The organism is Pseudomonas sp. AN3A02 (assembly GCF_011765255.1).
Classification (GTDB): domain Bacteria; phylum Pseudomonadota; class Gammaproteobacteria; order Pseudomonadales; family Pseudomonadaceae; genus Aquipseudomonas.
This window is the reverse complement of sequence record NZ_JAARNI010000011.1, coordinates 1-25,413: the sequence shown is the minus strand read 5'-3', so window position 1 is coordinate 25,413 and position 25,413 is coordinate 1. Positions and strand designations below refer to the sequence as shown.

General features: G+C 61.3%; 18 protein-coding genes and 1 rRNA gene. 7 read left to right on the top strand and 12 right to left on the bottom strand.

The features are described 5' to 3' along the window. Window positions 1–88 precede the first annotated feature (88 nt). Complete coding sequence (locus tag HBJ59_RS26725) at window positions 89–964, top strand: LysR family transcriptional regulator (protein ID WP_167665285.1); 876 nt, start codon at window positions 89–91, stop codon at window positions 962–964. A gap of 139 nt (window positions 965–1,103) precedes the next feature. Here the strand turns inward: HBJ59_RS26725 and HBJ59_RS26720 are convergent, their stop codons facing one another. Beyond that, window positions 1,104–2,102, bottom strand: a complete 999-nt coding sequence (locus HBJ59_RS26720; protein ID WP_167665284.1) for a helix-turn-helix domain-containing protein — start codon at window positions 2,100–2,102, stop codon at window positions 1,104–1,106. Between the two features lie 312 nt (window positions 2,103–2,414). Between HBJ59_RS26720 and antA the strand changes: the two genes are divergently transcribed. From antA to HBJ59_RS26700, 4 genes are all read left to right on the top strand, one after another. Beyond that, window positions 2,415–3,806, top strand: coding sequence for an anthranilate 1,2-dioxygenase large subunit (gene antA, locus HBJ59_RS26715; RefSeq protein WP_167665283.1), 1,392 nt, complete (start codon window positions 2,415–2,417; stop codon window positions 3,804–3,806). After that, on the top strand, window positions 3,806–4,297 hold the full coding sequence (antB, locus tag HBJ59_RS26710; RefSeq protein WP_003212320.1) for an anthranilate 1,2-dioxygenase small subunit: 492 nt from the start codon (window positions 3,806–3,808) through the stop codon (window positions 4,295–4,297). The genes antA and antB overlap by 1 nt, the downstream gene beginning before the upstream one ends. 209 nt (window positions 4,298–4,506) lie before the next feature. After that, complete coding sequence (gene antC, locus HBJ59_RS26705; RefSeq protein WP_167665282.1) at window positions 4,507–5,514, top strand: anthranilate 1,2-dioxygenase electron transfer component AntC; 1,008 nt, start codon at window positions 4,507–4,509, stop codon at window positions 5,512–5,514. Window positions 5,515–5,585: 71 nt separating this feature from the next. After that, the gene (locus HBJ59_RS26700; protein ID WP_167665281.1) at window positions 5,586–6,986 is read left to right on the top strand and encodes an amino acid permease; all 1,401 of its coding nucleotides are present in this window, start codon (window positions 5,586–5,588) and stop codon (window positions 6,984–6,986) included. A 177-nt stretch (window positions 6,987–7,163) separates the two neighbouring features. Here the strand turns inward: HBJ59_RS26700 and kynA are convergent, their stop codons facing one another. Together kynA and kynB are read right to left on the bottom strand one after the other, a co-directional pair. Next, the gene (kynA, locus tag HBJ59_RS26695) at window positions 7,164–8,021 is read right to left on the bottom strand and encodes a tryptophan 2,3-dioxygenase (protein WP_167665280.1); all 858 of its coding nucleotides are present in this window, start codon (window positions 8,019–8,021) and stop codon (window positions 7,164–7,166) included. Then, window positions 8,018–8,668, bottom strand: a complete 651-nt coding sequence (gene kynB, locus HBJ59_RS26690; protein WP_167665279.1) for an arylformamidase — start codon at window positions 8,666–8,668, stop codon at window positions 8,018–8,020. Before kynB ends, kynA begins: the two co-directional genes overlap by 4 nt. A gap of 377 nt (window positions 8,669–9,045) precedes the next feature. Between kynB and HBJ59_RS26685 the strand changes: the two genes are divergently transcribed. Beyond that, on the top strand, window positions 9,046–9,390 hold the full coding sequence (locus HBJ59_RS26685; RefSeq protein ID WP_003212331.1) for a cupin domain-containing protein: 345 nt from the start codon (window positions 9,046–9,048) through the stop codon (window positions 9,388–9,390). Between the two features lie 135 nt (window positions 9,391–9,525). Here the strand turns inward: HBJ59_RS26685 and mmsB are convergent, their stop codons facing one another. Further along, a complete protein-coding gene (mmsB, locus tag HBJ59_RS26680) occupies window positions 9,526–10,413 on the bottom strand; it encodes a 3-hydroxyisobutyrate dehydrogenase (RefSeq protein WP_167665278.1) in 888 nt (295 codons plus the stop codon). A gap of 14 nt (window positions 10,414–10,427) precedes the next feature. Then, window positions 10,428–11,945, bottom strand: coding sequence for a CoA-acylating methylmalonate-semialdehyde dehydrogenase (locus HBJ59_RS26675; protein ID WP_076013824.1), 1,518 nt, complete (start codon window positions 11,943–11,945; stop codon window positions 10,428–10,430). A gap of 250 nt (window positions 11,946–12,195) precedes the next feature. Here HBJ59_RS26675 and HBJ59_RS26670 point away from each other — a divergent pair, with 250 nt between their 5' ends. Then, window positions 12,196–13,143, top strand: a complete 948-nt coding sequence (locus HBJ59_RS26670) for a LysR family transcriptional regulator (protein WP_076013825.1) — start codon at window positions 12,196–12,198, stop codon at window positions 13,141–13,143. 135 nt (window positions 13,144–13,278) lie between these two features. Here HBJ59_RS26670 and HBJ59_RS26665 read toward each other — a convergent pair whose 3' ends face one another. The 7 genes from HBJ59_RS26665 to rrf form a co-directional block, all read right to left on the bottom strand. After that, entirely contained in the window at window positions 13,279–13,770 is a 492-nt protein-coding gene (locus HBJ59_RS26665; protein ID WP_076013826.1) for an OmpA family protein, read from the bottom strand. A gap of 4 nt (window positions 13,771–13,774) precedes the next feature. Then, window positions 13,775–15,043, bottom strand: a complete 1,269-nt coding sequence (locus HBJ59_RS26660) for a diguanylate cyclase domain-containing protein (protein ID WP_076013827.1) — start codon at window positions 15,041–15,043, stop codon at window positions 13,775–13,777. Continuing rightward, window positions 15,040–15,609: a YfiR family protein gene (locus tag HBJ59_RS26655; protein WP_167665277.1), complete on the bottom strand. Its 570-nt coding sequence runs from the start codon at window positions 15,607–15,609 to the stop codon at window positions 15,040–15,042. Before HBJ59_RS26655 ends, HBJ59_RS26660 begins: the two co-directional genes overlap by 4 nt. Before the next feature lie 161 nt (window positions 15,610–15,770). Then, window positions 15,771–17,822 carry an exodeoxyribonuclease V subunit alpha gene (gene recD, locus HBJ59_RS26650; RefSeq protein WP_167665276.1) on the bottom strand — a complete coding sequence of 684 codons (2,052 nt, stop codon included), beginning with the start codon at window positions 17,820–17,822 and terminating at the stop codon, window positions 15,771–15,773. Beyond that, the gene (gene recB / locus HBJ59_RS26645; RefSeq protein ID WP_167665275.1) at window positions 17,819–21,496 is read right to left on the bottom strand and encodes an exodeoxyribonuclease V subunit beta; all 3,678 of its coding nucleotides are present in this window, start codon (window positions 21,494–21,496) and stop codon (window positions 17,819–17,821) included. The genes recD and recB overlap by 4 nt, the downstream gene beginning before the upstream one ends. After that, window positions 21,493–24,942, bottom strand: a complete 3,450-nt coding sequence (recC, locus tag HBJ59_RS26640) for an exodeoxyribonuclease V subunit gamma (protein ID WP_167665274.1) — start codon at window positions 24,940–24,942, stop codon at window positions 21,493–21,495. Before recC ends, recB begins: the two co-directional genes overlap by 4 nt. Before the next feature lie 159 nt (window positions 24,943–25,101). Further along, window positions 25,102–25,217, bottom strand: a 5S ribosomal RNA gene (rrf, locus tag HBJ59_RS26635). Between the last annotated feature and the right edge of the window lie 196 nt (window positions 25,218–25,413).

Genomic DNA, 25,413 nt, shown 5'->3' with positions numbered 1-25,413 from the left:
ATTTGGCCTGATTCTGTTCCGGATCTCTGCTGGCTTCCAATATAGAATGAGTCTCGAACAATACCCTCAAGGTATGAAAGGAGTCCTTATGGAACTGCGCCATCTGCGTTACTTCCAGGTGCTGGGGGAAACCCTCAACTTCACCCGCGCCGCCGAACGCCTGCACATTGCCCAGCCGCCGTTGAGCCGGCAGATCCAGCAACTGGAGGACGAACTGGGCGTGGTCCTGCTGGAACGCGGGCGGCCGTTGCGCCTGACCGAGGCCGGGCGGTTTTTCTATGAGCACGCCAATGTGCTGCTGGAGCAACTGGGCAAGGTGTGCGATAGCACCCGGCGCATTGGCTTGGGCGAAAAGACCTGGCTGGGCATCGGTTTTGCGCCGTCGACGCTGTATGGCGTGCTGCCGGAGTTGATTCGACGGCTGCGCAGCCACGATGGCCTGGAGCTGGAATTGGGCCTGTCGGAAATGACCACGTTGCAACAGGTCGAAGCCCTCAAGGCCGGGCGGATAGACGTGGGTTTCGGGCGGATTCGCATCGACGATCCGGCGATTGTGCAGCGGGTATTGGTGGAGGATCGGCTGGTGGCGGTGTTGCCCGCCGGGCATCCCTTGCTGGGCGCTCCGGCCACCTTGGCGCAATTGGCCGCAGAACCTTTCGTGCTGTACCCCGGTAACCCGCGGCCCAGCTACGCCGACCATGTGATCGCGCTGTTCGACGCCCACGGCTTGAGCCTGAAGGTGGCGCAGTGGACCAATGAATTGCAGACCGCCATCGGCCTGGTGGGCGCGGGCATGGGCGTGACCCTGGTGCCGGCCTCGGTGCAAGTGCTGCATCGTGCCGATATCGGCTACACGCCGGTGGTGGAAGCCACCGCCACTTCGCCGATCATTCTTAGCCGGCGGATCAATGACCAGTCGCCGGGGCTCAGTCATTGCCTGCAATTGGTGGAAGAGTTGATTTAAAAGAACACCACACATCCAATGTGGGAGCGGGCTTGCTCGCGAATGCGCAGTGTCAGTCACCGAATGAGTTGGCTGATGCACCGCATTCGCGAGCAAGCCCGCTCCCACATTTGATCTCCGTTGTTTTTGAGTAAAGTATTCATCCCCGCATGCGCCGTGCGTCGTTGCGTTGCAGCGTCTGGCTGGGGGACTCGTCGAACAGCTTGCGGTACTCGGCCGAGAATCGCCCCAAATGGGTAAAGCCCCAGCCCAGGGCGATTTCGGAGATGGTGCGGGTCGAGCCGTGTTCGAGGATTTCCTGGCGCACAGCCCCCAGGCGGTATTTCTTCAAATAGGCCATGGGCGACAGGGCGAAGTATTTTCGAAAGGCATCGAACAGCTTGAAGCGCGACACACCCGCCGCCGTCTCCAAATCCTCCAGATGCACCGCTTCCCGGGCGTTGTCGTGGATGTACTGCCGCGCACGGATCAGATAGTGCGGCAGCTTCACCCCCAGCACGTCCCGCAGTTCTTCGGAGTAGTTATTCGGCTGGGCGAGAATCAGGCCCTTGATCAGCGAGCTTTCGAGATCCCGGGTAAACGCCGCCTGGTCATACAGCTCGCTGCTACGCTCCAGCTCCGCAATGAAATACCGCGCCATACGCCACCATGACGCCGAGGCGCCATCCACTGCATCCATCACCGACTCAAAGCGCAGCGGCGCCTCAATCGGCCGTTGCAGCAGGCCTTCCAGGGATTCGCTCATCGCCGCGCGGGTGATTACCACCTGCAACTTGCGGCAGTCGCCGGAAATCGCCAGCACTTGATGCTCATTGGGCGAGATGATCACGCCTTGGTCGCGGTTGGAACTGAGCCGTTCGCCGTTCTTGCTCAGTTCCTGCTCGCCCACCAGCGGCAGGCTCAGGCTGTAGCTGCTGAAGTGCTCGGCGTCTTCGATGTCGATCGTGACGTCGGTGCCGTACTCAATAATCCCCAGCGTGGTGGCGCGGGACTTGAACACATTGGCGCTGTGGTGAAAACGGATGCGCTCTGGCGTCGCGGTCTGCAGCCGGTGTGGCCCGCAAATGCCGGACATCCAGCTGCAGGCGCCTTCAAGGTCGAAGCGCTCGATACGTATATCGCGTGTATTGCTACTCATCACGGGGCACCCACGGCAATTGTGGCCGGCGCGCTCTGACGGCGCGTCCTGGTAGAGCAACAGCAAGTTTTGCGCCACGCCAGCGGCATTGCCACTGGGTGGATAGCAACCGTCGATTAAGTGGATAACACGCCGACTTTTCCGACAATCGCCTTGCTAGACAGTAGCGCATTCCGCCACTGCCCTGCACCGCCGTGGGTATTTGGTGCCCAACTAAGTGGCCCACCTTCCCCCATTAACCGGATAGCCCGCCACCCCGCCGCAGCCTCTTAATGGCCTACCCGTTTAGCCATTATCAAAAAGGTGCCTCCCATGAGTGGTGCAAGAAGCGTCGAGCAGTGGAAAAGCTTTATCGAAGGCTGCCTGGACTTTCGTCCGGTGGATGAAGTGTTCCGCATCGCCCGGGACATGTTCACCGAGCCGGAGCTGTTTGATCTGGAGATGGAACTGATCTTCGAAAAGAACTGGATCTACGCCTGCCACGAAAGCGAATTGGCCAACAAGCATGACTTCATCACTATGCGCGCCGGGCGCCAGCCGATGATCATCACCCGCGACGGCGAAGGCCAGCTCAACGCACTGATCAACGCCTGCCAGCACCGCGGCACCACCCTTACGCGGGTCGGCAAGGGCAACCAGTCCACCTTCACCTGCCCGTTCCACGCCTGGTGCTACAAGAGCGATGGCCGGCTGGTGAAGGTCAAGGCGCCGGGGGAATACCCCGAAGGGTTCGACAAAGCCACTCGCGGCCTGAAAAAGGCGCGGATCGAGAGCTACAAGGGCTTCGTGTTTATCAGCCTGGACGTGAACGGCACCAATAGCCTGCAAGACTTCCTCGGCGACGCCAAAGTGTTCTTCGACATGATGGTCGCCCAGTCGGCCACCGGTGAACTGGAAGTGCTGCCGGGCAAATCGGCCTACACCTACGACGGCAACTGGAAACTGCAAAACGAAAACGGCCTGGACGGTTATCACGTCAGCACCGTGCACTACAACTACGTGGCCACGGTGCAGCATCGCCAGCAGGTCAACACTGAAAACGGTACCGGCTCGGGCACGACCCTGGACTACAGCAAGCTCGGCGCCGGCGACGCGAATACCGATGACGGCTGGTTCGCCTTCAACAATGGCCACAGCCTGCTGTTCAGTGACATGCCGAATCCGACGGTCCGCTCCGGCTACGCCACCATCATGCCGCGCCTGATCGAAGAACACGGCCAGCAAAAAGCCGAGTGGATGATGCACCGCCTGCGCAACCTGAACATCTACCCGAGCCTGTTCTTTCTCGACCAGATCAGTTCGCAGTTGCGGATCATCCGCCCCATCGCCTGGAACAAGACCGAGATCATCAGCCAGTGCCTGGGGGTGAAAGGCGAGTCTGACGCCGACCGAGAAAACCGCATTCGCCAGTTCGAGGATTTCTTCAACGTCTCCGGTATGGGCACGCCGGATGACCTGGTGGAATTTCGCGAAGCCCAGCGCGGCTTCCAGGGCCGCCTGGAGCGCTGGAGCGACATCTCCCGTGGCAGCCATCGCTGGGAAACCGGGCCGACGCCCAATAGCGAATCCATCGGCATCCAGCCGGCGATGACCGGCACCGAATTCACCCACGAAGGGCTGTACGTCAACCAGCACCGCAACTGGCAGAAATTCCTGCTGGACGGGCTCGATGCCCAAGCCCTGAAACTGCGGGAGGTGAAATGATGAATGCGCAATTGCAGTACCGGATCGAGCAGTTTTTTTACCGTAAATCCGAGCTGTGCGATGCCCAGGATTGGGACGCGTATGTGCAGCTGTTCGACCCGCAGAGTGAGTTTCATCTGCCGCAGTGGGATTCGGAACACGTCTACACCCGCGACCCGAAGCGCGAGATGTCGCTGATCTACTACGCCAACCGCTCGGGCCTGGAGGATCGGGTGTTTCGCCTGCGCACGGGCAAGGCCGCGTCGGCCACGCCGATGCCGAGGACGCTGCATTTGATCAACAACGTGCGGATTGCCGAGCAACCGGACGGGCTGCTGGAAGTGAAGCTGAACTGGCACACGCTGTTCTATCGGCTGGCGACGTCGGAGCAGTTCTACGGCAGCGCCACTTACAGCCTCAAGCCCGATGGCGACAGTTGGCTGATCACCCGCAAGCATGCGCTGCTGCTCAACGACACCATCAACTCGGTGCTGGATTTCTATCACCTCTGACAGCGAGCTTTTGTGGCGAGCGCGACCTTGTGGCGAGGGGGCTTGTCCCCCGTTGGGCTGCGCAGCGGCCCCAATAAGCTAAACGCGCTCTGACAGACAGATCGCGGTGCCTGGATTGGGGGCCGCTTCGCAGCCCAACGGGGGACAAGCCCCCTCACCACAAAAGCTCACTCGTCAGGCATAACCATCAAACTCGCGGAGTTCTGCGAATGAATCACAAAGTGGCCTTCAGTTTTGCCGACGGCAAAACCCTGTTTTTCCCGGTGGGCGCCAATGAGATCCTGCTGGACGCAGCCTTGCGCAACGGCATCAAGATCCCGCTCGACTGCCGCGAAGGCGTGTGCGGCACCTGCCAGGGTCGTTGCGAGTCCGGCGATTTCACTCAGGACTACGTGGACGAGGAAGCCCTCTCCAGCCTGGACCTGCAACAACGCAAAATGCTCAGTTGCCAGACCCGGGTCCAGTCCGACGCGGCGTTTTATTTCGATTTTGATTCCAGCCTGTGCAACGCGCCGGGGCCAGTGCAAATCCGCAGCACGGTGAGCAATGTGCAGCAGATCTCGACCAGCACCGCGATCCTGCACCTGCAGCTGGAAAACTCATTGGACTTTTTGCCGGGCCAATACGCCCGCCTGTCGATTCCCGGCACCGACTGTTGGCGTTCTTACTCTTTCGCCAACCGCCCGGGCAATCAATTGCAGTTCCTGATCCGCCTGCTGCCCGATGGCGTCATGAGCAACTACATCCGCGAACGCTGCCAGGTCGGCGATGAGTTGCTGCTGGAGGCGCCATTGGGGGCCTTCTACCTTCGGCATGTCACCCGACCGCTGGTGTTGGTGGCCGGCGGCACTGGTTTATCGGCGCTGCTTGGTATGCTTGATGAACTGGCCGCCAGCGCCTGCCAACAGCCGGTGCACCTGTATTACGGCGTGCGCGGTGCGGCAGATTTATGCGAGGCAACACGCATAAAAGCCTACGCCGATAGAATCCCGGGTTTTCGCTACACCGAAGTACTCAGCGATCCGCCCTCCGATTGGGCCGGCAAGCGTGGCTACCTCACGGAGCATTTCGACCTGGCCGAATTGCGGGATCAATCGGCAGATATGTACGTGTGCGGCCCGCCGCCGATGGTCGAATCCATCAAACAATGGCTGCTGGATCAGGCACTTGATGGCGTTCAGCTGTATTACGAAAAGTTTACCGAGAGTAATATCTGACCCCTCAGCGGTATGAGGGGCTGGTTCGGTGTGCGATCAACCCTGAAAAAAACAAGTAGAAGGGAATGTTAATGGCGGATGACATGGTTAACCCGGTAGGCCTCAAGCGTGGCCTGAAGAACCGGCATATTCAGCTGATCGCCTTGGGAGGGGCAATCGGGACTGGGCTGTTCCTCGGCTCGGCAGGCGTGCTCAAGTCGGCGGGGCCGTCGATGATCCTGGGCTATGCGGTGGCCGGTTTCATCGCGTTCCTGATCATGCGCCAGCTGGGCGAGATGATCGTCGAGGAACCGGTCGCCGGCTCCTTCAGCCATTTTGCCCACAAATACTGGGGCGGTTACGCAGGCTTCCTCGCCGGTTGGAACTACTGGGTACTCTACGTGCTGGTGGGCATGGCCGAGCTGACAGCGGTGGGCAAGTACATCCAGTTCTGGTGGCCGGAGATTCCGACCTGGATCAGTGCGGTGGTGTTCTTTGTGCTGGTCAACCTGATCAACACCCTCAACGTGAAGTTCTTCGGTGAGACCGAGTTCTGGTTCGCGATCATCAAGGTGGTGGCGATTGTCGGCATGATCGTGCTCGGCTGCTACCTGTTGTTCAGCGGCACCGGCGGCCCGCAAGCCTCGGTGAGCAACCTGTGGAGCCACGGCGGGTTCTTCCCCAATGGCGGCATGGGGCTGTTGATGTCCATGGCGTTCATCATGTTCTCGTTCGGCGGCCTGGAGCTGGTGGGTATTACCGCCGCCGAAGCCAGCGAGCCCCGCAAGGTGATCCCGAAGGCGATCAACCAGGTGGTGTACCGGATCCTGATTTTCTACGTCGGCGCACTTACCGTGCTGCTGTCGTTGTACCCATGGGATCAACTGCTGCAAACCCTCGGCGCATCGGGCGATGCCTACAGCGGCAGCCCGTTCGTGCAGATCTTCTCGCTGATCGGTAACGACACCGCCGCCCACATCCTCAACTTCGTGGTCCTGACCGCGGCGCTGTCGGTGTACAACAGCGGCGTGTACTGCAACAGCCGCATGCTGTTCGGCCTGGCCGAGCAAGGCGATGCGCCGAAAGCGCTGATGAAGCTGAACAAGCAAGGCGTGCCTCTGCGTGCCCTGGGTATTTCGGCCCTGGTGACGCTGCTGTGCGTGGTGATCAACTACGTCGCACCGCATGACGCACTGGAGCTGTTGTTTGCGCTGGTGGTTGCCTCGCTGATGATCAACTGGGCGCTGATCAGCCTGACCCACATCAAGTTCCGCAAGGCCATGGGCGAGCAAGGCGTGGTGCCGACGTTCAAGACCTTCTGGTTCCCGTTCAGCAACTACCTGTGCCTGGCGTTCATGCTGATGATTATCTGCGTGATGCTGGCGATTCCGGGTGTACGGGCGTCGGTGTATGCGATTCCGGTTTGGGTCGGAATTATCTATGTGGCGTACCGGTTGCGCTTGAATAACGCGAAGGCAGTAACAGCGCAATAACCCATGTGGGAGCGGGCTTGTGTGGGAGCGGGCTTGCTCGCGAAGGCGTCCTGTCAGTCACCTGATGTATTGACTGACCCACCGCTTTCGCGAGCAAGCCCGCCCCCACATTTTGATCGCATTCCAAATGAAAAGCCCCGGTACTGGTGAGTACCGGGGCTTTTTGTTGGGCCTTGATTACAGCGTGGAGCGCACTCGCCACAGCTCGGGGAACAGTACGGTGTCGAGCATCTTGCGCAGGTAGCCCACGCCTTCGGTGCCGCCCGTACCGGGCTGGAAGCCGATGATCCGCTCCACGGTGGTGACATGGCGGAACCGCCACTGGCGGAAGGAATCTTCCAGGTCGATAAACTTTTCGGCCAGTTGGTACAGGTCCCAATAACGGCTCGGATCGCGATAAACCTCGCGCCACGCCGCCTCCACCGAATCATCGTGAACCGTCGGCGCCGTAGGGTCGCGTTCGGCGCGCGTGGGGTCGATCGCCAGCCCGGCCTTGGCCATCAGGTTGATCGCCTCGTCATACAGCGACGGCATGGCAATCGCCACTTTCAGCTCGTTCAACAAGTCCGGGCGATGGGCGTGGGGCCGCAACAGCGCCGCGCTTTTATTGCCGAGGATGAATTCGATTTCCCGGTACTGGAACGACTGGAAGCCCGACGACTGGCCCAGGTACGGGCGAATCGACTTGTACTCCGACGGCGTCATGGTCGCCAGCACCGCCCAGGCGTGCACCAGTTGGTCAAAGATTCGCGACACCCGCGCCAGCATCTTGAACGCCGGTGGCAACTCACCCAGGCGTACGTGTTCACGCGCGGCCTTGAGTTCGTGAAGCATCAGCTTCATCCACAGCTCCGAGGTCTGGTGCTGGATGATGAACAGCATTTCGTTATGGTCCGGCGACAGCGGATGCTGGGCGCTGAGTACTTTGCCCAGGTCCAGGTAGTCGCCATAGCTCATGGACTCGGAAAAATTCAGCTCGGCGTTATGCCATTCTTCCGGCGGCTGGTAGTCAGGGGAGAAAGGACACTGGCTCATCGCGTGGGCTCCTTGAGCGGGCGGAGAATGGCTCGTACCGGGCTGGCATCGAGGTTGGCAAAACGCAGCGGCAGCGCGATCAACTCGTAATCGCCCTCCGGCACCTCGTCGAGGACGATGCCTTCGAGAATCGCCATGCCATGACGGGCGACGGCGTTGTGGGAGTCCATGGTCTTGGACTGCTGCGGGTCCAGAGACGGCGTGTCGATGCCGATCAGGCGCACACCGAGGCTGGCCAGCAGCTCGACGGTTTGCGGGGCGACGGCGGTGAAATTCGAATCCCAGGTATCCAGCGGCACCTGTTGATAAGTGCGCAACAGCACACGCTCCGGCAGGTTCTCCAGGCGGCCTTCCAACTGATGTGGCTGCACCAGCACGCCGCTGCCCAGGCAATGCAGCACCCGGCACGGGCCCATGTACACCTCCAGGGACACTTCGCCGATGGGCGCACCGTCAGCGCTGTAGTGCAACGGCGCGTCCACATGGGCGCCGGTGTGGGGCGACAGGGTGATGCGCCCGACATTTACCGGGCACTCGGGGCCGAACTGCCACACGCGCTCTTCCTGAAACGGCGTATCACCCGGCCAAGTCGGGGTCGCGGTGCTCAAGGGCGGGCTGATGTCCCACCACGTTTTTATTGGATTCATTTCAAGGCTCTCGATCGTTACTGGGGTGAATGATACGAGGGCCAGCTGTAAATATTCTTGCGAATTCCAGCGCAAAGCGGGAAATCTTTCGCACTTACTGCGAGGAAATGGCCGATTGGTGATTGGATGTTTCAAAGCGCCCGGTCAGGCATTGCCCCCTGTAGGAGCGAGCTTGCTCGCGAAAAATTCGAGGGCCCCGCGTGGAGTCAGAATGCCAACGTCATCGTTAACGACCTTCGCGAGCAAGCTCGCTCCTACAGGGGATCAAGATCAACGGCCGCCTGCGCTTCTGGGCATCCCGATGTCGAGATCAGACCACAGGCGGGCGGCCCAAGGCGATAGGGTTCAGACTTCCCTTCCACTGCCTCGGAATCATCATGTCCAAGCCGATCACCGTACTGCGCGACACCCACCCACTGCCGGTGCTGGACGCCTGCAAATGGGAAAAACTCGAAGGCGACCCCCACACCGTCAATCTCAACGCCTACACCAGCGAAGACGGCAGCAAGATCATGGGCACCTGGATCTGCACCCCGGGCAAATGGCGGGTGGAGTATGTGAAGTGGGAATACTGCCACTTCCAGGAAGGCTACTGCGTGATCACCCCGGATGGCCTGGAGCCAATCCATTTGCGGGCTGGGGATATCTTTGTGGTGGAACCGGGGATGAAGGGGACGTGGGAAGTGGTGGAGACGGTGCGTAAGTATTTTGTGTTTGCCTGACAGCCATTGTGGCGAGGGGGCTTGCCCCCGTTGGACCGGGCTGGCGCTCCAGTGCGTAGCGCTCCCGCTTTTTTTGGGGCCGCTGCGCAGCCCGACGGGGGACAAGCCCCCTCGCCACAGTTCCCGGAAAATCCCCTATTGGGGCTTGCGATAGCTGTTGATGATCGCCGAGAAGTCCTTGCCCCCTTCCCCACGCTGGCTCATGGATTGATACAACTGCTGCGCCACTGCGCCGAGGATCACCGGCTGGTGCGCCTGGCGGGCGGCTTCAGTGGCCAGCCCCAGGTCCTTGAGCATCAGTTCCGCACCAAACCCGCCGGTATAACCCCGCGACGACGGCGCCGTTTCGATAATCCCGGGCCATGGGTTGTAGGTGTCCGAACTCCAGCAGCGCCCGGTGGAGCTGTTGATGATTCCCGCCAGCACTTGGGTGTCGATGCCCAGCGCATCGCCCAGGGCCATGGCTTCGCTGACGCCGACCATGGTGATACCCAGCAGCAGGTTGTTGCAGATCTTGGCGATTTGCCCGGTGCCGACTTCACCGCAGTGAACGATGTTACGGCCCATCTGCGTCAGCACTGGCTGCAGGGTGGCGAACAGTTCCGGGGTGGCGCCGACCATGAAGGTCAACGTCCCGGCCTGGGCGCCGCCGGTACCGCCAGACACCGGGGCGTCGGCCATCACCACGCCTTGTTTCGCCGCCGCCGCCGCTACGTCGCGGGCGGTTTGCGGGTCGATGGTGCTGCAATCCACCGCCGGCACGCCTTTGCCAATGCTGGCCAGCACGCCATCTTCACCGAGCCATACGCTACGCACATGGGCCGCGGCCGGGAGCATGGTCACCACCAGCTCGGCGCCTTCTGCTGCCGCACGCGGTGAGGCGCTGATGGTGCCGCCCAGTTCGGCCAGTTCCTTGAGCACGGTCTGGTTCAAATCGAACAGGTTCAGCGCGTGGCCAGCCTTGATCAGGTTGCGCGCCATCGGCGCGCCCATGTTGCCCAAGCCAATAAATGCAATCTTCATGGTCGTCTCCTCGATCAGCGCAGGTTGATGGTGGTGTTGACGCCATCGTTGACGCTGTCGTCGTCGAACCAGCGGCTGGTGACGGTTTTGGTCTGGGTGTAGAACTGCACCACTTGCTTGCCGTACGGGCCCAGATCGCCGAGTTTCGAACCGCGGGAACCGGTGAAGCTAAAGAACGGAACTGGCACCGGGATCGGGATGTTGATGCCGACCTGGCCGACGTCGATTTCGCTCTGGAATTTACGCGCTGCCGCGCCGCTCTGGGTGAACAGGCCGGTGCCGTTGCCGAACGGGTTGGCGTTGACCAGGGCGATGGCTTGGTCGAGGGTGTCGACTTCCAGCACCACCAGCACCGGGCCGAAGATTTCCTGGGTGTAGATCTGCATGTCGGTGGTCACGCCGGAGAACAGGGTCGGGCCGACGAAGTTGCCGTCTTCGAAACCTGGAACCTTGATGTCACGGCCATCCAGCTCCAGCTTGGCGCCTTCTTTCACGCCGCTTTCGATCAGGTCGAGAATGCGTGCCTTGGCGCGCTTGGAGATCACCGGGCCCACATCAGTACCGGCTTCGCTGCCGGCATTCACCTTGAGTTTTTGCGCCAGGGCCTTGAGGTCCGGCAGCCATTGCTTGGCCGCGCCCACCAGCACCACCACGGAAGTTGCCATGCAACGCTGACCGGCCGCGCCGAATCCGGCACCTACCAGAGCGTTGAGGGTTTGCTCGCGATTCGCGTCCGGCAGCACCACGGCGTGGTTCTTGGCGCCCATCATCGACTGCACGCGCTTGCCGTGTTTGCCGGCGAGGTCATAGACGTGAGTACCCACGGCGGTCGAGCCGACGAAGGACACAGCCTTGATGTCTTTGTGGGTGCACAGCGCATCCACCACATCCTTGCCGCCGTGAACCACGTTCAGCACACCGGCTGGCACACCGGCTTCGACTGCCAGCTCAACCAGCAGCACGGTCGACAGCGGGTCCTGTTCCGAAGGCTTGAGCACGAAAGTGTTACCGCAGGCGATGGCCATCGGGAACATCCACAGCGGAATCATTGCCGGGAAGTTGAACGGGGTGATGCCTGCGCAAACGCCGATCGGCTGGCGCAGGGTGTAGGTGTCCACACCGCCGGCGACGTTTTCGGCGAATTCGCCCATCTGCAGGGTGCCGATGGAGCACGCATGTTCGACCACTTCCAGGCCACGGAAAATATCGCCTTCAGCGTCGGCAATGGTCTTGCCCTGCTCGGCGCTGAGGACCACGGCGATGCGCTTTGAGTGCTCGCGGATCAAGGCTTGCAGCTTGAGCATGATGCGCATGCGCGCACCGATCGGCGTCAGCTTCCAGGTCTGGAAGGCGCGATGGGCGGCGTCGATGGCAGCGTTGACTTCTTCGGGGGTGGAGAAAGGCACACGGGCCAGTACTTGCTGGGTGGCGGGGTTGACGATGTCTTGCCATTCGGTGGTCTTGGACTCGACCCACTCGCCGTTGATCAGCAGCTTGACCTGTTTCACGGAAATATCGGCAGATGCGTTCATGTGGTCTCCAATTCTTGTAGGTATGCAGAGAACCAAGGCGTTGAATCGCCTTGAGGATGAGGCGTTCGGACTTTTGTAGGAGCAAGCTTGCTCGCGAAGAACCGCAGAGCGCCGTATTCATTCAGGCTCCCCGCGTTATCGCTAACGCCCTTCGCGAGCAAGCTCGCTCCTACACATGAGGCGTTCGGACTGTTTTTGGAGTATAGATGTGCAAACTTCTAATAAGAACGCACATAAAAGCCGGTCCAATATGCAAAAAAACATCACGTCACTAGGCTCCCTGAACTGGGATGACCTGAAGTTTTTCCTCGAAGTCGCCCGCACCCGCAAGGCCAGCGTCGCCGCCAAGCGCTTGGCGGTGGACTACACCACCGTGTCGCGGCGCATTACCTCCCTTGAAGGATCCTTGGGCACTCTGCTGTTTGAAAAGTCCCGGACCAACGGCTTCGTATTGACCACCGAAGGCCAGCGTTTGCTGGGTTACGCCGAGTCCATCGAAAGCACCTTGCACATGGCCTGTGAACAGGTTTCCGGCTCCGGCGTGGCGTTGTCCGGCCACGTGCGCATGGGCTGCACCGAAGGGTTCGGCAGCTTCTTCGTCACCCCGCAACTGAGCCACTTCGTCGACACCTACCCGGCGATCTCCGTGGACATCCTGCCCCTGCCCCACTTCATCAGCCTGTCCAAGCGCGAGGCGGATATCGTCATCGCCCTAGAGCGTCCGGAGCATGGGCCATACGTGTGCTGCAAGCTGTGCGACTACAAGCTGCAGCTGTACGCGACACAGGAATACCTGGACCAGCACCCGCCCATCCGCCGGGCAGCGGATTTGGCCGAACACCCGTTTATCAGTTATGTGGATGATTTAGCGTTCAGTTCGGAGCTGCTGTACCTGGCGAACGTGGTGCCCGGCGCCAGCGCGAGCTTGCGCAGTACCAGCGTGATCGCGCAGTACGTGGCGGCGCAGCAAGGGCGGTCGCTGGCGATCCTGCCGTGCTTTTTGGCGGCGCAGGATCCGCGGTTGCTGCCGGTGCTTTCGAAGGAGATCAACATTACGCGGCAGTTCTGGATGTACTGCCGTGAGGATCTGAGGAAGTTGAAACGGATCACCCTGCTGTGGGATTACATCCGTGAGGTGACGGAGCAGAATCAGCCGTTGTTGATGGGGGAAACGCGGGAGATGAGGTTTGCGGATTAAATAAATGTGGGAGCCGGGCTTGCCCGCGATAGCAGCGTGTCAGTCGCCAAATACATCAACTGATCCACCGCCTTCGCGAGCAAGCCCGCTCCCACATTTTTGAACGCATTCCATAGAGCGAACCAGGGCGTCGGCTTAGTCCGCAATCACCACAATCGACACCCGGCGGTTCTCGGTGCGCCCCGCCGCTGTCGTGTTGGACGCCACCGGCTCGCTGCTGCCCAGCCCGCGCAGTTGTACGTTTTCTTCTTTCATGCCAACGCCCACCAACACCTGTGCGACGCTTTTTGCCCGGCGCAGGGACAGTTGCTGGTTGTAGGTTTCCTTGCCCGAGGCGTCGGTGTGGCCGTCGACCCGTACGCGCTCAATGCCCACACCCAGCAGCGCCTTGCCGATGCGCTGGACGATCTCGGTGCTGGGGGCATTCAGGCTTTCGACGTCGCTGCCAAACAGGACCTTGCCCGAGAGGCCGAAGGCCCAGCCCTCGTCAGTCAGTTCGAAGCCTTGCTGTTTGAGCACCGCGATTTGCGCCGGTGTCAGGCCTTTGGGCGGCGGTGTCTGGCAGCCACTCAGGGCGAGCATGGCCACGAGCAAGGTGATGAATAAAAAGCGTGCGGTCGAGAACAAGGGATCAACTCCTGTGTTGAACGTTGGCGGCGGGAGACTCGGATTCCGCCGTTTGCTGGCCACCCTGGGAGAGCCGTTTGGCCTGGTACATCGCCGCGTCGGCGGCGTTGAGCAGGTTACCGGGGGTGGCACCATGATCAGGGTAGATGGCAATGCCAATACTGAGTGAGGTCAATACGTGGGTGTCGCCGGGCAGCGCAATGGGCGCGTCCATGCTGGCGATGATTTTTTCGGCAATGCGCTGGGCGTCCTCAAGCCTATGCAGGGGCGACAGCAAGATGGCGAATTCATCGCCGCCCAGGCGTGCCACCAGGTCCTGTTCGCGCAGTTGCGCACGAATGCGCGCAGCCACTGCCACCAATACTGCGTCGCCGGCGGCGTGGCCGTAGTTGTCGTTGATGTCTTTGAAGCGGTCGCTGTCGAGGAACAATACCGCGACCTTCTCGTTGAGTTTGGCGGCGCTGCGCAGGGCGCGAATCAGCCGACCTTCGAAGAAAGCACGGTTGGGCAGCCCGGTCAGGCTGTCGTGGCTGGCCTGGTGGGCGAGGGTTTCGTTTTCGCTTTGCAGGTGGGTCTGCCAGGCTTCCAGCTCGTCGAGCAAGGCATTGAAGTCGTTGCCCAGGCTGTCGAGTTCGGCGATTTGCGCCGGCGGTACGCGCCGGTCAAAGGCCCGCTCGCTGCGGGCGGCGTGGGCCACCGAAGCCAGGCTGTGCAACGGCCCGGTGATGCCGCGTAACAGGCGCCGCGCCAGATACAGCGCAACCCAGGCGCTGAGGGCGGTGCACACCAAAATCCCGGCAAGGCCGCTGAGCAGGAAGCGCAACAGGCTGCCGCCATGGCCGGTCAGGTGCACGCTGCCGATGACCTGGCCCTGGTGCAGGATCGGCTGGGTGATGGGCTGTTCAAGCAGCGCATGCGCCAACTGCAGCTCAATCATCGACAGCATCCCGGTTTCCGGGCGCTCCCAATGTGCCAGTTGCTTGCCTTCAACGTTGAAGACTTCTGCCTCGGCCACCTCTTCTTCCGAGGCAATCACAGCCAATGCTTCAGTGGCTGCCGCGCTGTCGTTGAACACCACCGCCGCTTCCACGGTGTAGTTGATGGAGCGGGCGATCAGGTGCAGGTTGTGGTCGGCATACACCCGTAGCGCGAGCACGCCGAGCAGGGTCAGGGAGATACTGGCCATGCTGACGGCCATCAGCGCCAGACTCAGGTGCCCACGCCCGATCACCGAACGCAAAGTAGGGCGCACTGGCGCCTTATCAACTCTCATGAGCCCGGCGCTCGACGGCGGGACAGTTGCAGTACGCTCGGATGAATGCGCACACCGCTGCGGGCAACGGAGTCCAGGTTGACCTCGAAGGACACCTGTTCGTCGGCCACTCGCAGGCAGAACAGGCTACCCACGGTGCATTGGTCACCGCCTTCGCTGATGCTGAGCACCGGACGGCCGGCCAATGCGGTGAACAGGCGGCTGCGCTCCTCGCTGGTCAATTGGCCGATGTAGACCGCGTCGCATGCGCTGGCAATGTCGGGATGGTCGGCCAGCAGGCGCTGGACCACTACCGGACGGCCGGTAGCCTGGGTGGTGCCTTTGACCAGGTCATCGGTGTATTGGGTCGGCCCGACGATGCACAGGCGCAATTGCGCGGGCTCTACCGGCCAGCGGGCATAACTGAGGATTCCGAGGACCACCTGCGTGACAGACTTGGCCCGGTGATCGGCCATGTCGGCAGGGGGCTGGGCAAAAGCGAGAGGCGTGAAGATCCACAGAAGCGCCAACAGCAGCATTCGTCTCCAGCTCAAACTTCGCTCTGTGGGCGAGACAGCCACGTTCATGCAGCGATTCTCTAAGATCTTCTCGGGATGATGCCGCAACGATAGCACAACGGCGGAAAACCCCCGAGGCGACACCCAGGAGGATTCCGACATTTTATTAAGAAAAATCACACATTTGGATCAGAAAATTTAGATGACCCATTGGTCAGGTTCTTTAACGATCAAGTGCCCAGCTCCAGCATCAGCCCACTCAAGCGCTTCACCTTGCGACTCACCGCCTCTTCGAACACGCCACCCCGGGGTTCGATCAGGCTGAACCAGTCCTTGGCGCGGGTGATGCCGGTGTAGATCAACTCTTTGGTGAGCACCGGGTTCAGCGCATCCGGCAGAATCAGTGCGGTATGGGTGAATTCAGAGCCTTGGGATTTGTGCACCGTCATCGCATAAACGGTTTCGACGTCGTTGAGCCGGCTGGGCAGCACAAAGCGCACGCCGCCCTGGCCATCGTTGCGCGGGAATGCCACCCGCAGCACCTGCGGCCCGCCGTCGCTTTCGGGTAGTTTCAGGGCGATGCCAATGTCGCCGTTCATCAGGCCAAGGCCGTAGTCGTTGCGAGTCATCAACACCGGGCGGCCTTCGTACCACTGCTGATCGCTGTCGATCAGCCGGGACTTGAGCAGCGCCGCGGTGATGCGCAGGTTCAAGCCCTCGACACCCCACGGGCCCTTGCGGACGGCGCAGAGCAACTGGAATGCGTCGAAGGCTTTCAGCAGCTTTTGCGCCCAGAGCGTCCAGGCCTCGGCATCCCGTGGCGTCTCCAGGGACGGGCGCGCGGTCTGCAGCAGCTTCAGGTAATAGCGATAACCGTGGGCTCCGTCACCGTGGCCGTCCAGCACCAGGCGCTCCAGGGCATGGTCGTGCTCGCCCTTGAGGCTGACGCAAAACAGATCGGCATGGCTGCGAGCGGCCAGCAGCTTGCGGGCCTGGTCAGGGTTTTGCTGATTGACCCAACGGGCCAGTTGGCCGATGCCGCTGCCTTCGCCAAAACGCCGCGAGTAACGCAGCATCACCACTTGTTGCGCCAATGGATGACTGCCGTCGAGGTCTTCCTGCAGGCCGATGGCGCCGAGGTCTTCGCCGCTGACCTGTTGCAGCCACTGGCGGGTTTGCGGGCTGTAGAAACCGGCTTCGGCGTCGCGGCACAAATCACCCAACACCGCGCCGGCCTCAACCGAGGCCAACTGGTCCTTGTCACCCAGCAGCACCAGGCGGGCATGGGGCGGCAGCGCGTCCAGCAGGTTGGCCATCATTTCCAGGTCAATCATTGAGGCTTCATCCACCACTAATACATCCAGGGGCAACGGATTGCCGATGTGATGCCGGAAGTGTCGGGTGCCGGGTCGGCTGCCCAGTAAACGGTGGACGGTGGTGACCTGAGTCGGGATTTTTTCCTTCACCTCATCCGGCACTTTCAGCGACAGCACTTGCTGGCTGATGGACTCGGTCAAGCGCGCGGCCGCCTTGCCGGTGGGTGCCGCCAGGCGGATGCGCAACGCGCTACCGCTCTCTACCGCTGGCGCCTGCAACAGCGCGAGCAAGCGCACCACCGTGGTGGTCTTGCCGGTGCCCGGGCCGCCGGTGACGATGCTGAATGCACCGCGTGTGGCCAAGGCGCAGGCGAGTTTTTGCCAGTCGACGACACCGTCTGGCGGGGCTTGGTCGAACAGCCGATTCAAGCGTTCGGGCAGATCGTCGGCAACGCTTTCGGTGGTGGCGAGTCGCAGGCGCAAGGCGCTGTCGATGCGCCGTTCGTAAGTCCAGTAGCGGCGCAAATACAGGCGTTTGCCCGACAGCACCAGTGGCCGGCTTTGCGCGTCCGCGCTGCCGTCGACGGCCAGTGCCACCAGGCGGCTGGCGGCCAGGACGTTGCACCAGTGAGCGCCATCCAGGCCGTCGAGCAATTGCGATGGCAACAGCATGACGCCCGTTTGCGCATCACCTTCGGGCGGCAGCGACAGGGCGAAATCCGGGGCCTTGAGGGTTTCGAACAGGTCCAGGCACACATGGCCATGGCCCAGTTGGTGACTGGTCAGGGCGGCCGCCAGCAACACCAGGGGATCAGCCTGGGGATCAAGCTCGTGGAGGAAGCCGACGAAGGCTTTATCCAACGCGCGCAACCAGCCGCGCTGCACCCAAAGATCGAGCAATTGCACCAGGTCGGCGGCGCGACTGAGGGGCGTCAACTCCTCAAGCGGTAACGGCGACAGGCTCATAGCAGCTCTCCTTGTTCCCAGGCGGGCTCGGCCTTGGGTGGTAGCGGTTTACCCTGGAACAGCAGGTCCAGGTTTTCGATCAATTCCCGGGGCGGACGAGTGAAATACGCACCCTGGCTCGAGGAATGAGTGCCCCGCAGGAACAGGTACAACGCACCGCCGACATGGCGGTCGTAGTCGTAATCCGGCAGACGAGCCTTGAGCTGGCGATGCAGGGCCAGTAGGTAAAGCACGTATTGCAGGTCGTAACGATGATCGAGGATCGAGAGTTCCATGGCCTGTTGTGTGTAGGCCGAATCGTCGGGACCGAGCCAGTTGGATTTGTAGTCAGCCACGTAGTAACGGCCTTGGTGCTCGAACGTCAGGTCAATAAAGCCCTTGAACATGCCGTTGAGCAGCACAGGTTCAGCCGACACGCGGGATACGCCATTGTGAGTGTGCTGGCACACCAGTTTGTCGAGTGCGAGGACGTCGACCTTGTGGCTGGCGAACCAGAATTCCATTTCGATCTGGTAGTGCTGCAACTCGCTAAGGGCCAACTGCCCGTTATCCAGCGGCAACCGGGCTTGCAACAGGTGCCCGAGCCAGCCGCTGAGGGTGCCGATCCAGCCTTCCCAACCGCGCCGGTTACAGCGGCGGGCGACCGCATCTTCGATGGCTTCGGGGGTGACGTCGAAGCCTTCGCCGCCCGCCCATTCCAGCAGACCATGGAGAAAGGTGCCGGGGTTTGGCCCGCGTGGGAAACGGTGGATATCTCCACCGGAAGCCGGCACTTCGCGCGGGGCATCCGGGTCGAGCCGTTCGTCGTCAAACAGCTTCTGCGCTTGTGGGCTTTCCGGTGCTTCGAGGCTGGCGGCGCTCATGCTTTCGCCGATGCGCAGAGCACTGTAGGAAGCGATCCACCAGTTTTCTGCGGCCTTGCGTTTGGGCAACAGCGGCGCAAGCAAAGTGGCTTCGTTGCGCGGCGGGTGGAAGATGACCGCATCGGCTTCGGGCATCTCTGAGTAATGCAGCGCAGGGCAGCCTTGCTGCAAGTCGAGCAGCCAGCGGGCCAGGCCGGCGGACTCGCCCAGTGAAGCACCGCCGCCGAGCAAGTAGCCCAGGGCCGACAGGTGCAACACCGAGCTGTTGTTATTGCCGCGCTTCAGGTCAGCGATCCCCAGCCAGCAAGCGTGTTTGGCCCGGGTCAGCGCTACGTAAAACAAACGCAGGTCTTCGGCCAAGCGCTCGTCGTCGGCTTGGGCGATCAACTCGGCGGTGGGCCTGAGGCTGACTTGGGATCTGCCGTTTGCATCGTGGTAATGCAACGGCAAGCGGCTGCCATCCACCGGTTTTGCCGAGCAGATGAACGGCAGGAAGACCAGGTCGTATTCCAGCCCCTTTGATTTGTGGATCGTCACTACTTTGACCAGTTGCTCATCGCTTTCCAGGCGCAGGATCTGCTCTTCACCGGCCTGACCAGAGAGCGCGAGATGTTCGGCCAGATGGCGAATCAGTGCCTGTTCGCCGTCCAGTTCTGCGGCCGCCTGTTGCAACAATTCCGAGAGGTGCAACAGGTTGGTCAGCACCCGTTCGCCATCGCTGCGGGTGATCAGGGTTTGCGGTAATTGGAAGTCGTGCAACAGGCGACGCAGCATCGGCAGCACACCTTGGGTCCGCCAGATCGTGCGGTAGTCGCGGAACTGCATCACGCGTTTTTCCCACGCTAGTTCGTCCTGGTTCAGACGCTCCAGTTCGGGCAATGACAGGTTCAAGGTAACGCAGGCCAGGGCAGCACGCAGCGGACGCTCGACGTCCGGCTCGGCGCAGGCTTTGAGCCAGGCCAGCAAGTCGTGAGCTTCCTGGGCGGCAAACACCGAATCCTTATCAGACAGGTAGACACTGCGCACACCACGGGCGGCCAGTTCACCACGCACCGCTTGGGCTTCCTTGCCGTCGCGCACGAGGATGGCGATATCTGACGGCAGCACGCCTTTGAAGCTAGCGTCTTTGCTCAGGAATCCGGCAGTACCCTGCTGGCCGCCGTTGAGTAATGCGACGATTTGACTGGCACAGGTCGCGGCCAGCTGTTGGCGGTAGAGCACGCTGGAGATCGGCTGATCGGTAGGCAAGTGCCAGAGGTTCAGCGCGGGCAACGTCTGACCGTTGACCTGCAGGTGTTCCTTGCGGCCTTGAGACAATACCGACTGGAACGGCACCGGATTCGTACCGTCGGGTTCGCGGAACAGGAACGCGCCACGGCCTTTTTCTGCGCGCTGGAACACATGGTTTACCGCCTCGACCATGGCATGGCTCGAACGGAAGTTGGTGCCCAAAGTGTGATGGCGGCCAGTAGTGGATTGGCGCGCGCGCAGGTAGGTATAGATATCGGCGCCACGGAACGCGTAGATCGCCTGCTTCGGGTCGCCGATCAGGAACAGGCCGCTGTCGAGGTGGTTTTCTTCAATGCGGTAGATGCTGTCGAAGATGCTGTATTGCACCGGGTCGGTGTCCTGGAATTCGTCGATCAAGGCGACCGGGAATTGCTCACGGATCACACTGGCCAGGCGTTCGCCGCCGTCGGCCTGCAGCGCGGCGTTGAGGCGGATCAGCATGTCGTCGAAGCCCATTTCGGCGCGACGACGCTTTTCTTCTTCGAAGCGTTTTCCAACCCAGCCGGCGGCGTGTTGCAGCACTGCGGCATCCGGCGTTGGCAGGGCGTCGAGGCTGGCCTTGAGACTGGCCATGGCGTCGATACCCGGATGGCTTGGTGGCTCGCCTTTCCAGGCTTCGGCCATGCCGTCTGGCGTCAGGCGGGTGAAACCAGTGCCGATGTCCAGTTGCTCAAGGGATTCATCAGCCGCCCAGGCGCTGATTTTTTCAAACCAAGGCTCGAAGTAACGCGCTTGCATCTTGCGACCATCGACCGCTTTGGCAGCGACGGCCTGCAGGCAAATGTTGCGCAACTCTTCTGCCCATTGTTGCCAGGGTGCCTTGAGCGCGACGAGGGCTTGGCGGCGTTCCTGTAGGCATTCGTTGATCAGCTCGGCGGGGGCGCGAGTTTCATCCGTGGGCCGCTCGCTATTGAACAACGCGCGTACCCGTGGCATCAGGGCTGCCGGGCCGCCCCAATTGTTGCGCACCCAGTTCAATGCGTCGTCGTGCATCGGGTAGCAGAACAATCGCCAGTAGTCGCGTAGCACTTCGCCGAGCAGGTCGCTGTGGTCGGTTTCCAGGGTCTGGGTGAACAGGCTGCCGCTGTCGAAGGCGTGTTCGCGCAGCATGCGCTGGCACCAACTGTGGATGGTAGAAACGGCGGCTTCGTCCATCCATTGGGCAGCGATATCCAGACGATTGGCGCAGCCGGGCCATTGTTCGGGGCTGTATTGGTCGCGCAGTTCGGCGATCAGTGCATCGGGTTCTTCGATTTCTTCGCGGAAAAAACGCGCAGCTTCTGCCAGGCGGATACGGATACGTTCGCGCAGTTCTTTGGTGGCGGCATCGGTGAACGTCACGACGAGAATTTGCGGCGGCAGCAACTCGCGGCCGAAGCCCGATTCGTCACCGCCGTGGCCGAGTACCAGACGCAGGTAGAGCGCCGAGATGGTGAACGTCTTGCCAGTGCCAGCGCTGGCTTCGATCAGTTGGCTACCCTTGAGCGGGAACGCCAGGGCCAGGGGTTTTGTGCCGCTCATGCGCTGGCCTCCGCGCTGGTGAGTGATCGCCAGGGGGCGTTGATCAACGGTCGATAGAGGGTTTCGCACCAACCTTCAAACTCTTCGCTGGCCAGCAGGGCAGCGTAGTCGGGGAACTGCCGGGTAAGCGCAGGGCTTTCGCGGCGCTCGCCGTCGGTGGTTTGGCCGTCGCCTTCATAGGCTTTGCTGGCGGCGGCTTGCGCTTTGGCCGGGTCGGTTTGACCGAGCCAGGCGAACGCTGTTTTAACGGCGATCGGCAGTGGTTCGCTCATTCCGGTTTTCCACGCGAGCAGCAGGTTGCCGAGGAGTTCCTGGGCGGTGGCTTGCTCCAGCGGGGCCAATAGCAGGGTGTCATCGCTGGCGACCAGGCCGGTACTTAGCGGGAGGCCGCAAGCGCAAGCCACCAGGTGGTTCACCCACGGGCGAATCAGGCGATGCCACTTGCGGGTTTTGATCGAGCCGATGCTGTTAGGAATGGCGGTGACACTTAAAAAGCTGCCGTCGCTGCGTTGGTGCAGGCCGCTGATCCAACCTTCCAGCTGGATGCCCTGATGCTCAAAAATGATCGGTTCGGCGCTGGTGTGCGGTGTTGGCCAGAGAGCCAGGAGTTGCTGATAACGTTGCAGCAGATCCGGCAAGGGCTCAATCAGCTCTTTGCGCAGGCATTCGCCGAAACCAACCATGGGCAACAAGCCGCTGCCTTGCAGGCGCAGGGCTTGGGCGTTGAGGGCGTCGTCGAGGTTGTCGGGCCGGGTCAATGCGGCGGCGAGCAGGCTGTCGCTCAGGCTGTAGCGCTGCAGTGCGTCGAGGACGAAGGGTTCTTCATCTTCCAGCGGGACTTCGGCGGCTTCGAAAAACACTTTCAGGCGCTGGCTGAAGAAGTGTTTGACCGGGTTGCGCAGGAAGTCTTGCAGTTGGCCGAGGCTCAGCGGTTCTTCCTGGATGTAGGGCGCCAGGCTGCCGGTATCTGGGAGGTTGTCCGCTGTTGCGTGGAGCAACTGCCATTCGCGGGCGTAGCTGAACAGCTCATCACCTTCGTGGAAGTAGCGGGCGCTGAAGGGTTGGAGCGGGTGTTCCTGGGTGGTGGCTTCCAGCAGTGGTTCGCCGCTGGTGGTGTGCCAGCCGCTGGCGATGTGGTCACGCAACTGGCCAATCAGGACGGATGCCGGACGATCACTGTTGTCGCGGATGCTGCGGCCGACCCAACTGATGTAGAGCTGGTCGCGGGCCGAGAGCAGGGCTTCGAGCAGCAGGTAGCGGTCGTCTTCGCGGCGTGATCGATCACCTGGGCGGTAGTCGCTGCCCATCAGGTCGAAGTCCAGCGGCGGTTGCGCGCGCGGGTAGTCGCCGTCGTTCATGCCCAGCAGACACACCAGCTTGAACGGGATGGCACGCATCGGCATCAGGGTGCAAAAATTGACAGCCCCGGCGAGAAATCGTTGAGACAGGCGGCCCTGGTCGAGCCCAGCCAGCCAGGCCTCACGGACTACGGTCAGGGGTAACTCGTCGTGCAAGCCGACGGACTCGCAGGTCTCGAGCCAGGTTTCTCTCAGTTGCTCAAGCTGCCCCAAGAGGTAGTCATCGTGCTCGTTGCTCGGAAGGAAGAACAACTGCATCAGGTTCTGCAGGCGCTCGCCCCACTCTCTCGGCGCGGCGGGTTGTGACAGTGCCTGGTGGGCGTCGTGCAGTGCGTCGAGCAGTGCGACCAGCGGGCCGATCAGTGCGGCGTCGAGGCCACCGATTTCATCGTAAGGCTCGATGCCATCGCAGGCCGAACCCGTACCGACGGCGTAGCCCAGGAGCATGCGGCGCAGGCCGAAACGCCAGCTGTTTTGCTCCAGCTCCTGAGGCAAGCCGAGACCGGCGCGCTGTTCGGCGTTGAGGCCCCAGCGGATGCCTGCGCCTTCGATCCAGCGGTGCAGGGTCGGCAGGTCGCGCTCCTTGATGGCGAAGCGTTCACGCAGGGCGGGGACGTCGAGCAGGTCGAGGATTTCGCTGACCGGGAAGCGGCTGTCGGGGAGCTTGAGCAAGTGTTCGACGGCGATCAGCAATGGGTCGCGGCCGCGCTGGCCTTGATCTGTCAGGGTGAACGGAATAAAGCGTAGGTCGCTTCTTTCAAGCTGGCCGAATACGGCGCGAATGTGCGGCGCGTAGCTGTCGACGTCGGGGACCATGACGATGATATCCCGTGGACGTAGCGTGGGGTCGGCGCTGAAACGCTGGAGTAACTGGTCGTGGAGAATTTCTACTTCGCGTTGGGCGCTGTGGGCGATGTGGAAGCGGATGGACGTGTCACGCTGCAGATCGACGCCAGGCCAGAGTTCGCGGGTTTCGTTGAGCGGTCGCAGTTCGAGGATGTCGTCCTGGAGCTGGTTGAGCAAGGTGGTGGGCTCGCTCTCGCTGAACAGGTCGATGCGGCCGTCACGGAATGCCGAGCGGTAACTGTTGGGGTCGTCGTAGCTGTCCAACAGGTTGATGTAGTCGCGACCTTGCTTGCCCCAGGCAGCGAGCAGCGGGTGGGCGTGCTGGTGCAGGGTTTGCGGGTCGATGGTGACCGGCATTCCGGCTTTGCGCGCCTGGCGTTTGTATTCGTTTCGGAGCAGGTCTTTGTCGGCGACGATGTCGGACCAGTGGTGGCGACAAGGGTTGTGCACGCACAGCAGCACTTGGCTGAAACGGGCGAGGCCGGCGAGCGCTTCCAGGGCTTGGGCTGGCAGGGAAGAAATGCCGAAAACGATCACGCGGGAGGGCAGGCCAACCGGGGCTTTTTCGAGGGTGTTGATGCGCTCGATAAAGCGCTGGTGAACGCCGGCGCGACTCTGGGCCATGCCCTCCTCTCCGACATCCAGCAGCAGGGCACGCCATAGTTCGGCTTGCCAGCAGTTGGCTGGGCTCAGGGGTTTGGATTCGCCTCGGCCATTGCGTAGTTGATGCCGACCCGCAGCCCAATCTTCCAGCCAATCGGCACGGTAGACCTGGTATTGGTCGAACAGGTCGGCGAGGCGTTCTGCCAGTTGGTAGCGTTTGCGCAGATCCGTGTCGTGGGTCAGGAAGCGTTGCAGGGGTTCGAAGTGGGGCTGGTCGATCAGTTCGGGAAGCAGGCGCATGAGGCGCCAGGTCAGTGGGGCTTTGTCGAGCAGGGACTTGGGCGGGATCTCGTCTTTGCCCAGGACCATGCGATAGAGCTGCCACATGAAGCTGCCGGGAAGTTGTACGTCGATAGCCGCAGCGATGCCGCAACCACCCATGCCGTCATCTTCAGGGTCTTCAGCCAGTGCCAGTTTGAGCCATTGGGCAATGCCGTTGCTTTGTACCAGGGCGATTTCGTTTTCCAGGGGAGCCAGTGGGTAACGGCGCATCCAGCTGACAACCAGGCTGCGCAGCTCATCCAGGCGGTTGCCGTGAACCACCATGAATCCAGCACTGAGGGACGTCGCATCCGGCATAACGGCTTCCTTGGGAAAAGCAAAATCGAGGGATGGACTTTAGCATTGAAGGCAGTCGTAGGCTGCAAGTGAGGAACACTTGAGGACGCTCGCAAAACTTTCCGACCGCCCAAAACAAAACCCCTGATTGCGTTAGCAATCAGGGGTTTCGGAATTTAATCTTGACGATGACCTACTCTCACATGGGGAAACCCCACACTACCATCGGCGATGCATCGTTTCACTGCTGAGTTCGGGATGGGATCAGGTGGTTCCAATGCTCTATGGTCGTCAAGAAATTCGGGTACTGAGTCGTGACCAGTTGGTCTCGCTTCAGCAAATTGGGTATGTGATAGCTTTCGGTGTTTGTGAGTATCTCGAACTTTCGGTTCGTTTCGTCTTCACACACCGCAATCTGGTGCTCTTTCGCCTTTTCAGCTCGAAGCCTGCAAATTGCTTGGGTGTTATATGGTCAAGCCTCACGGGCAATTA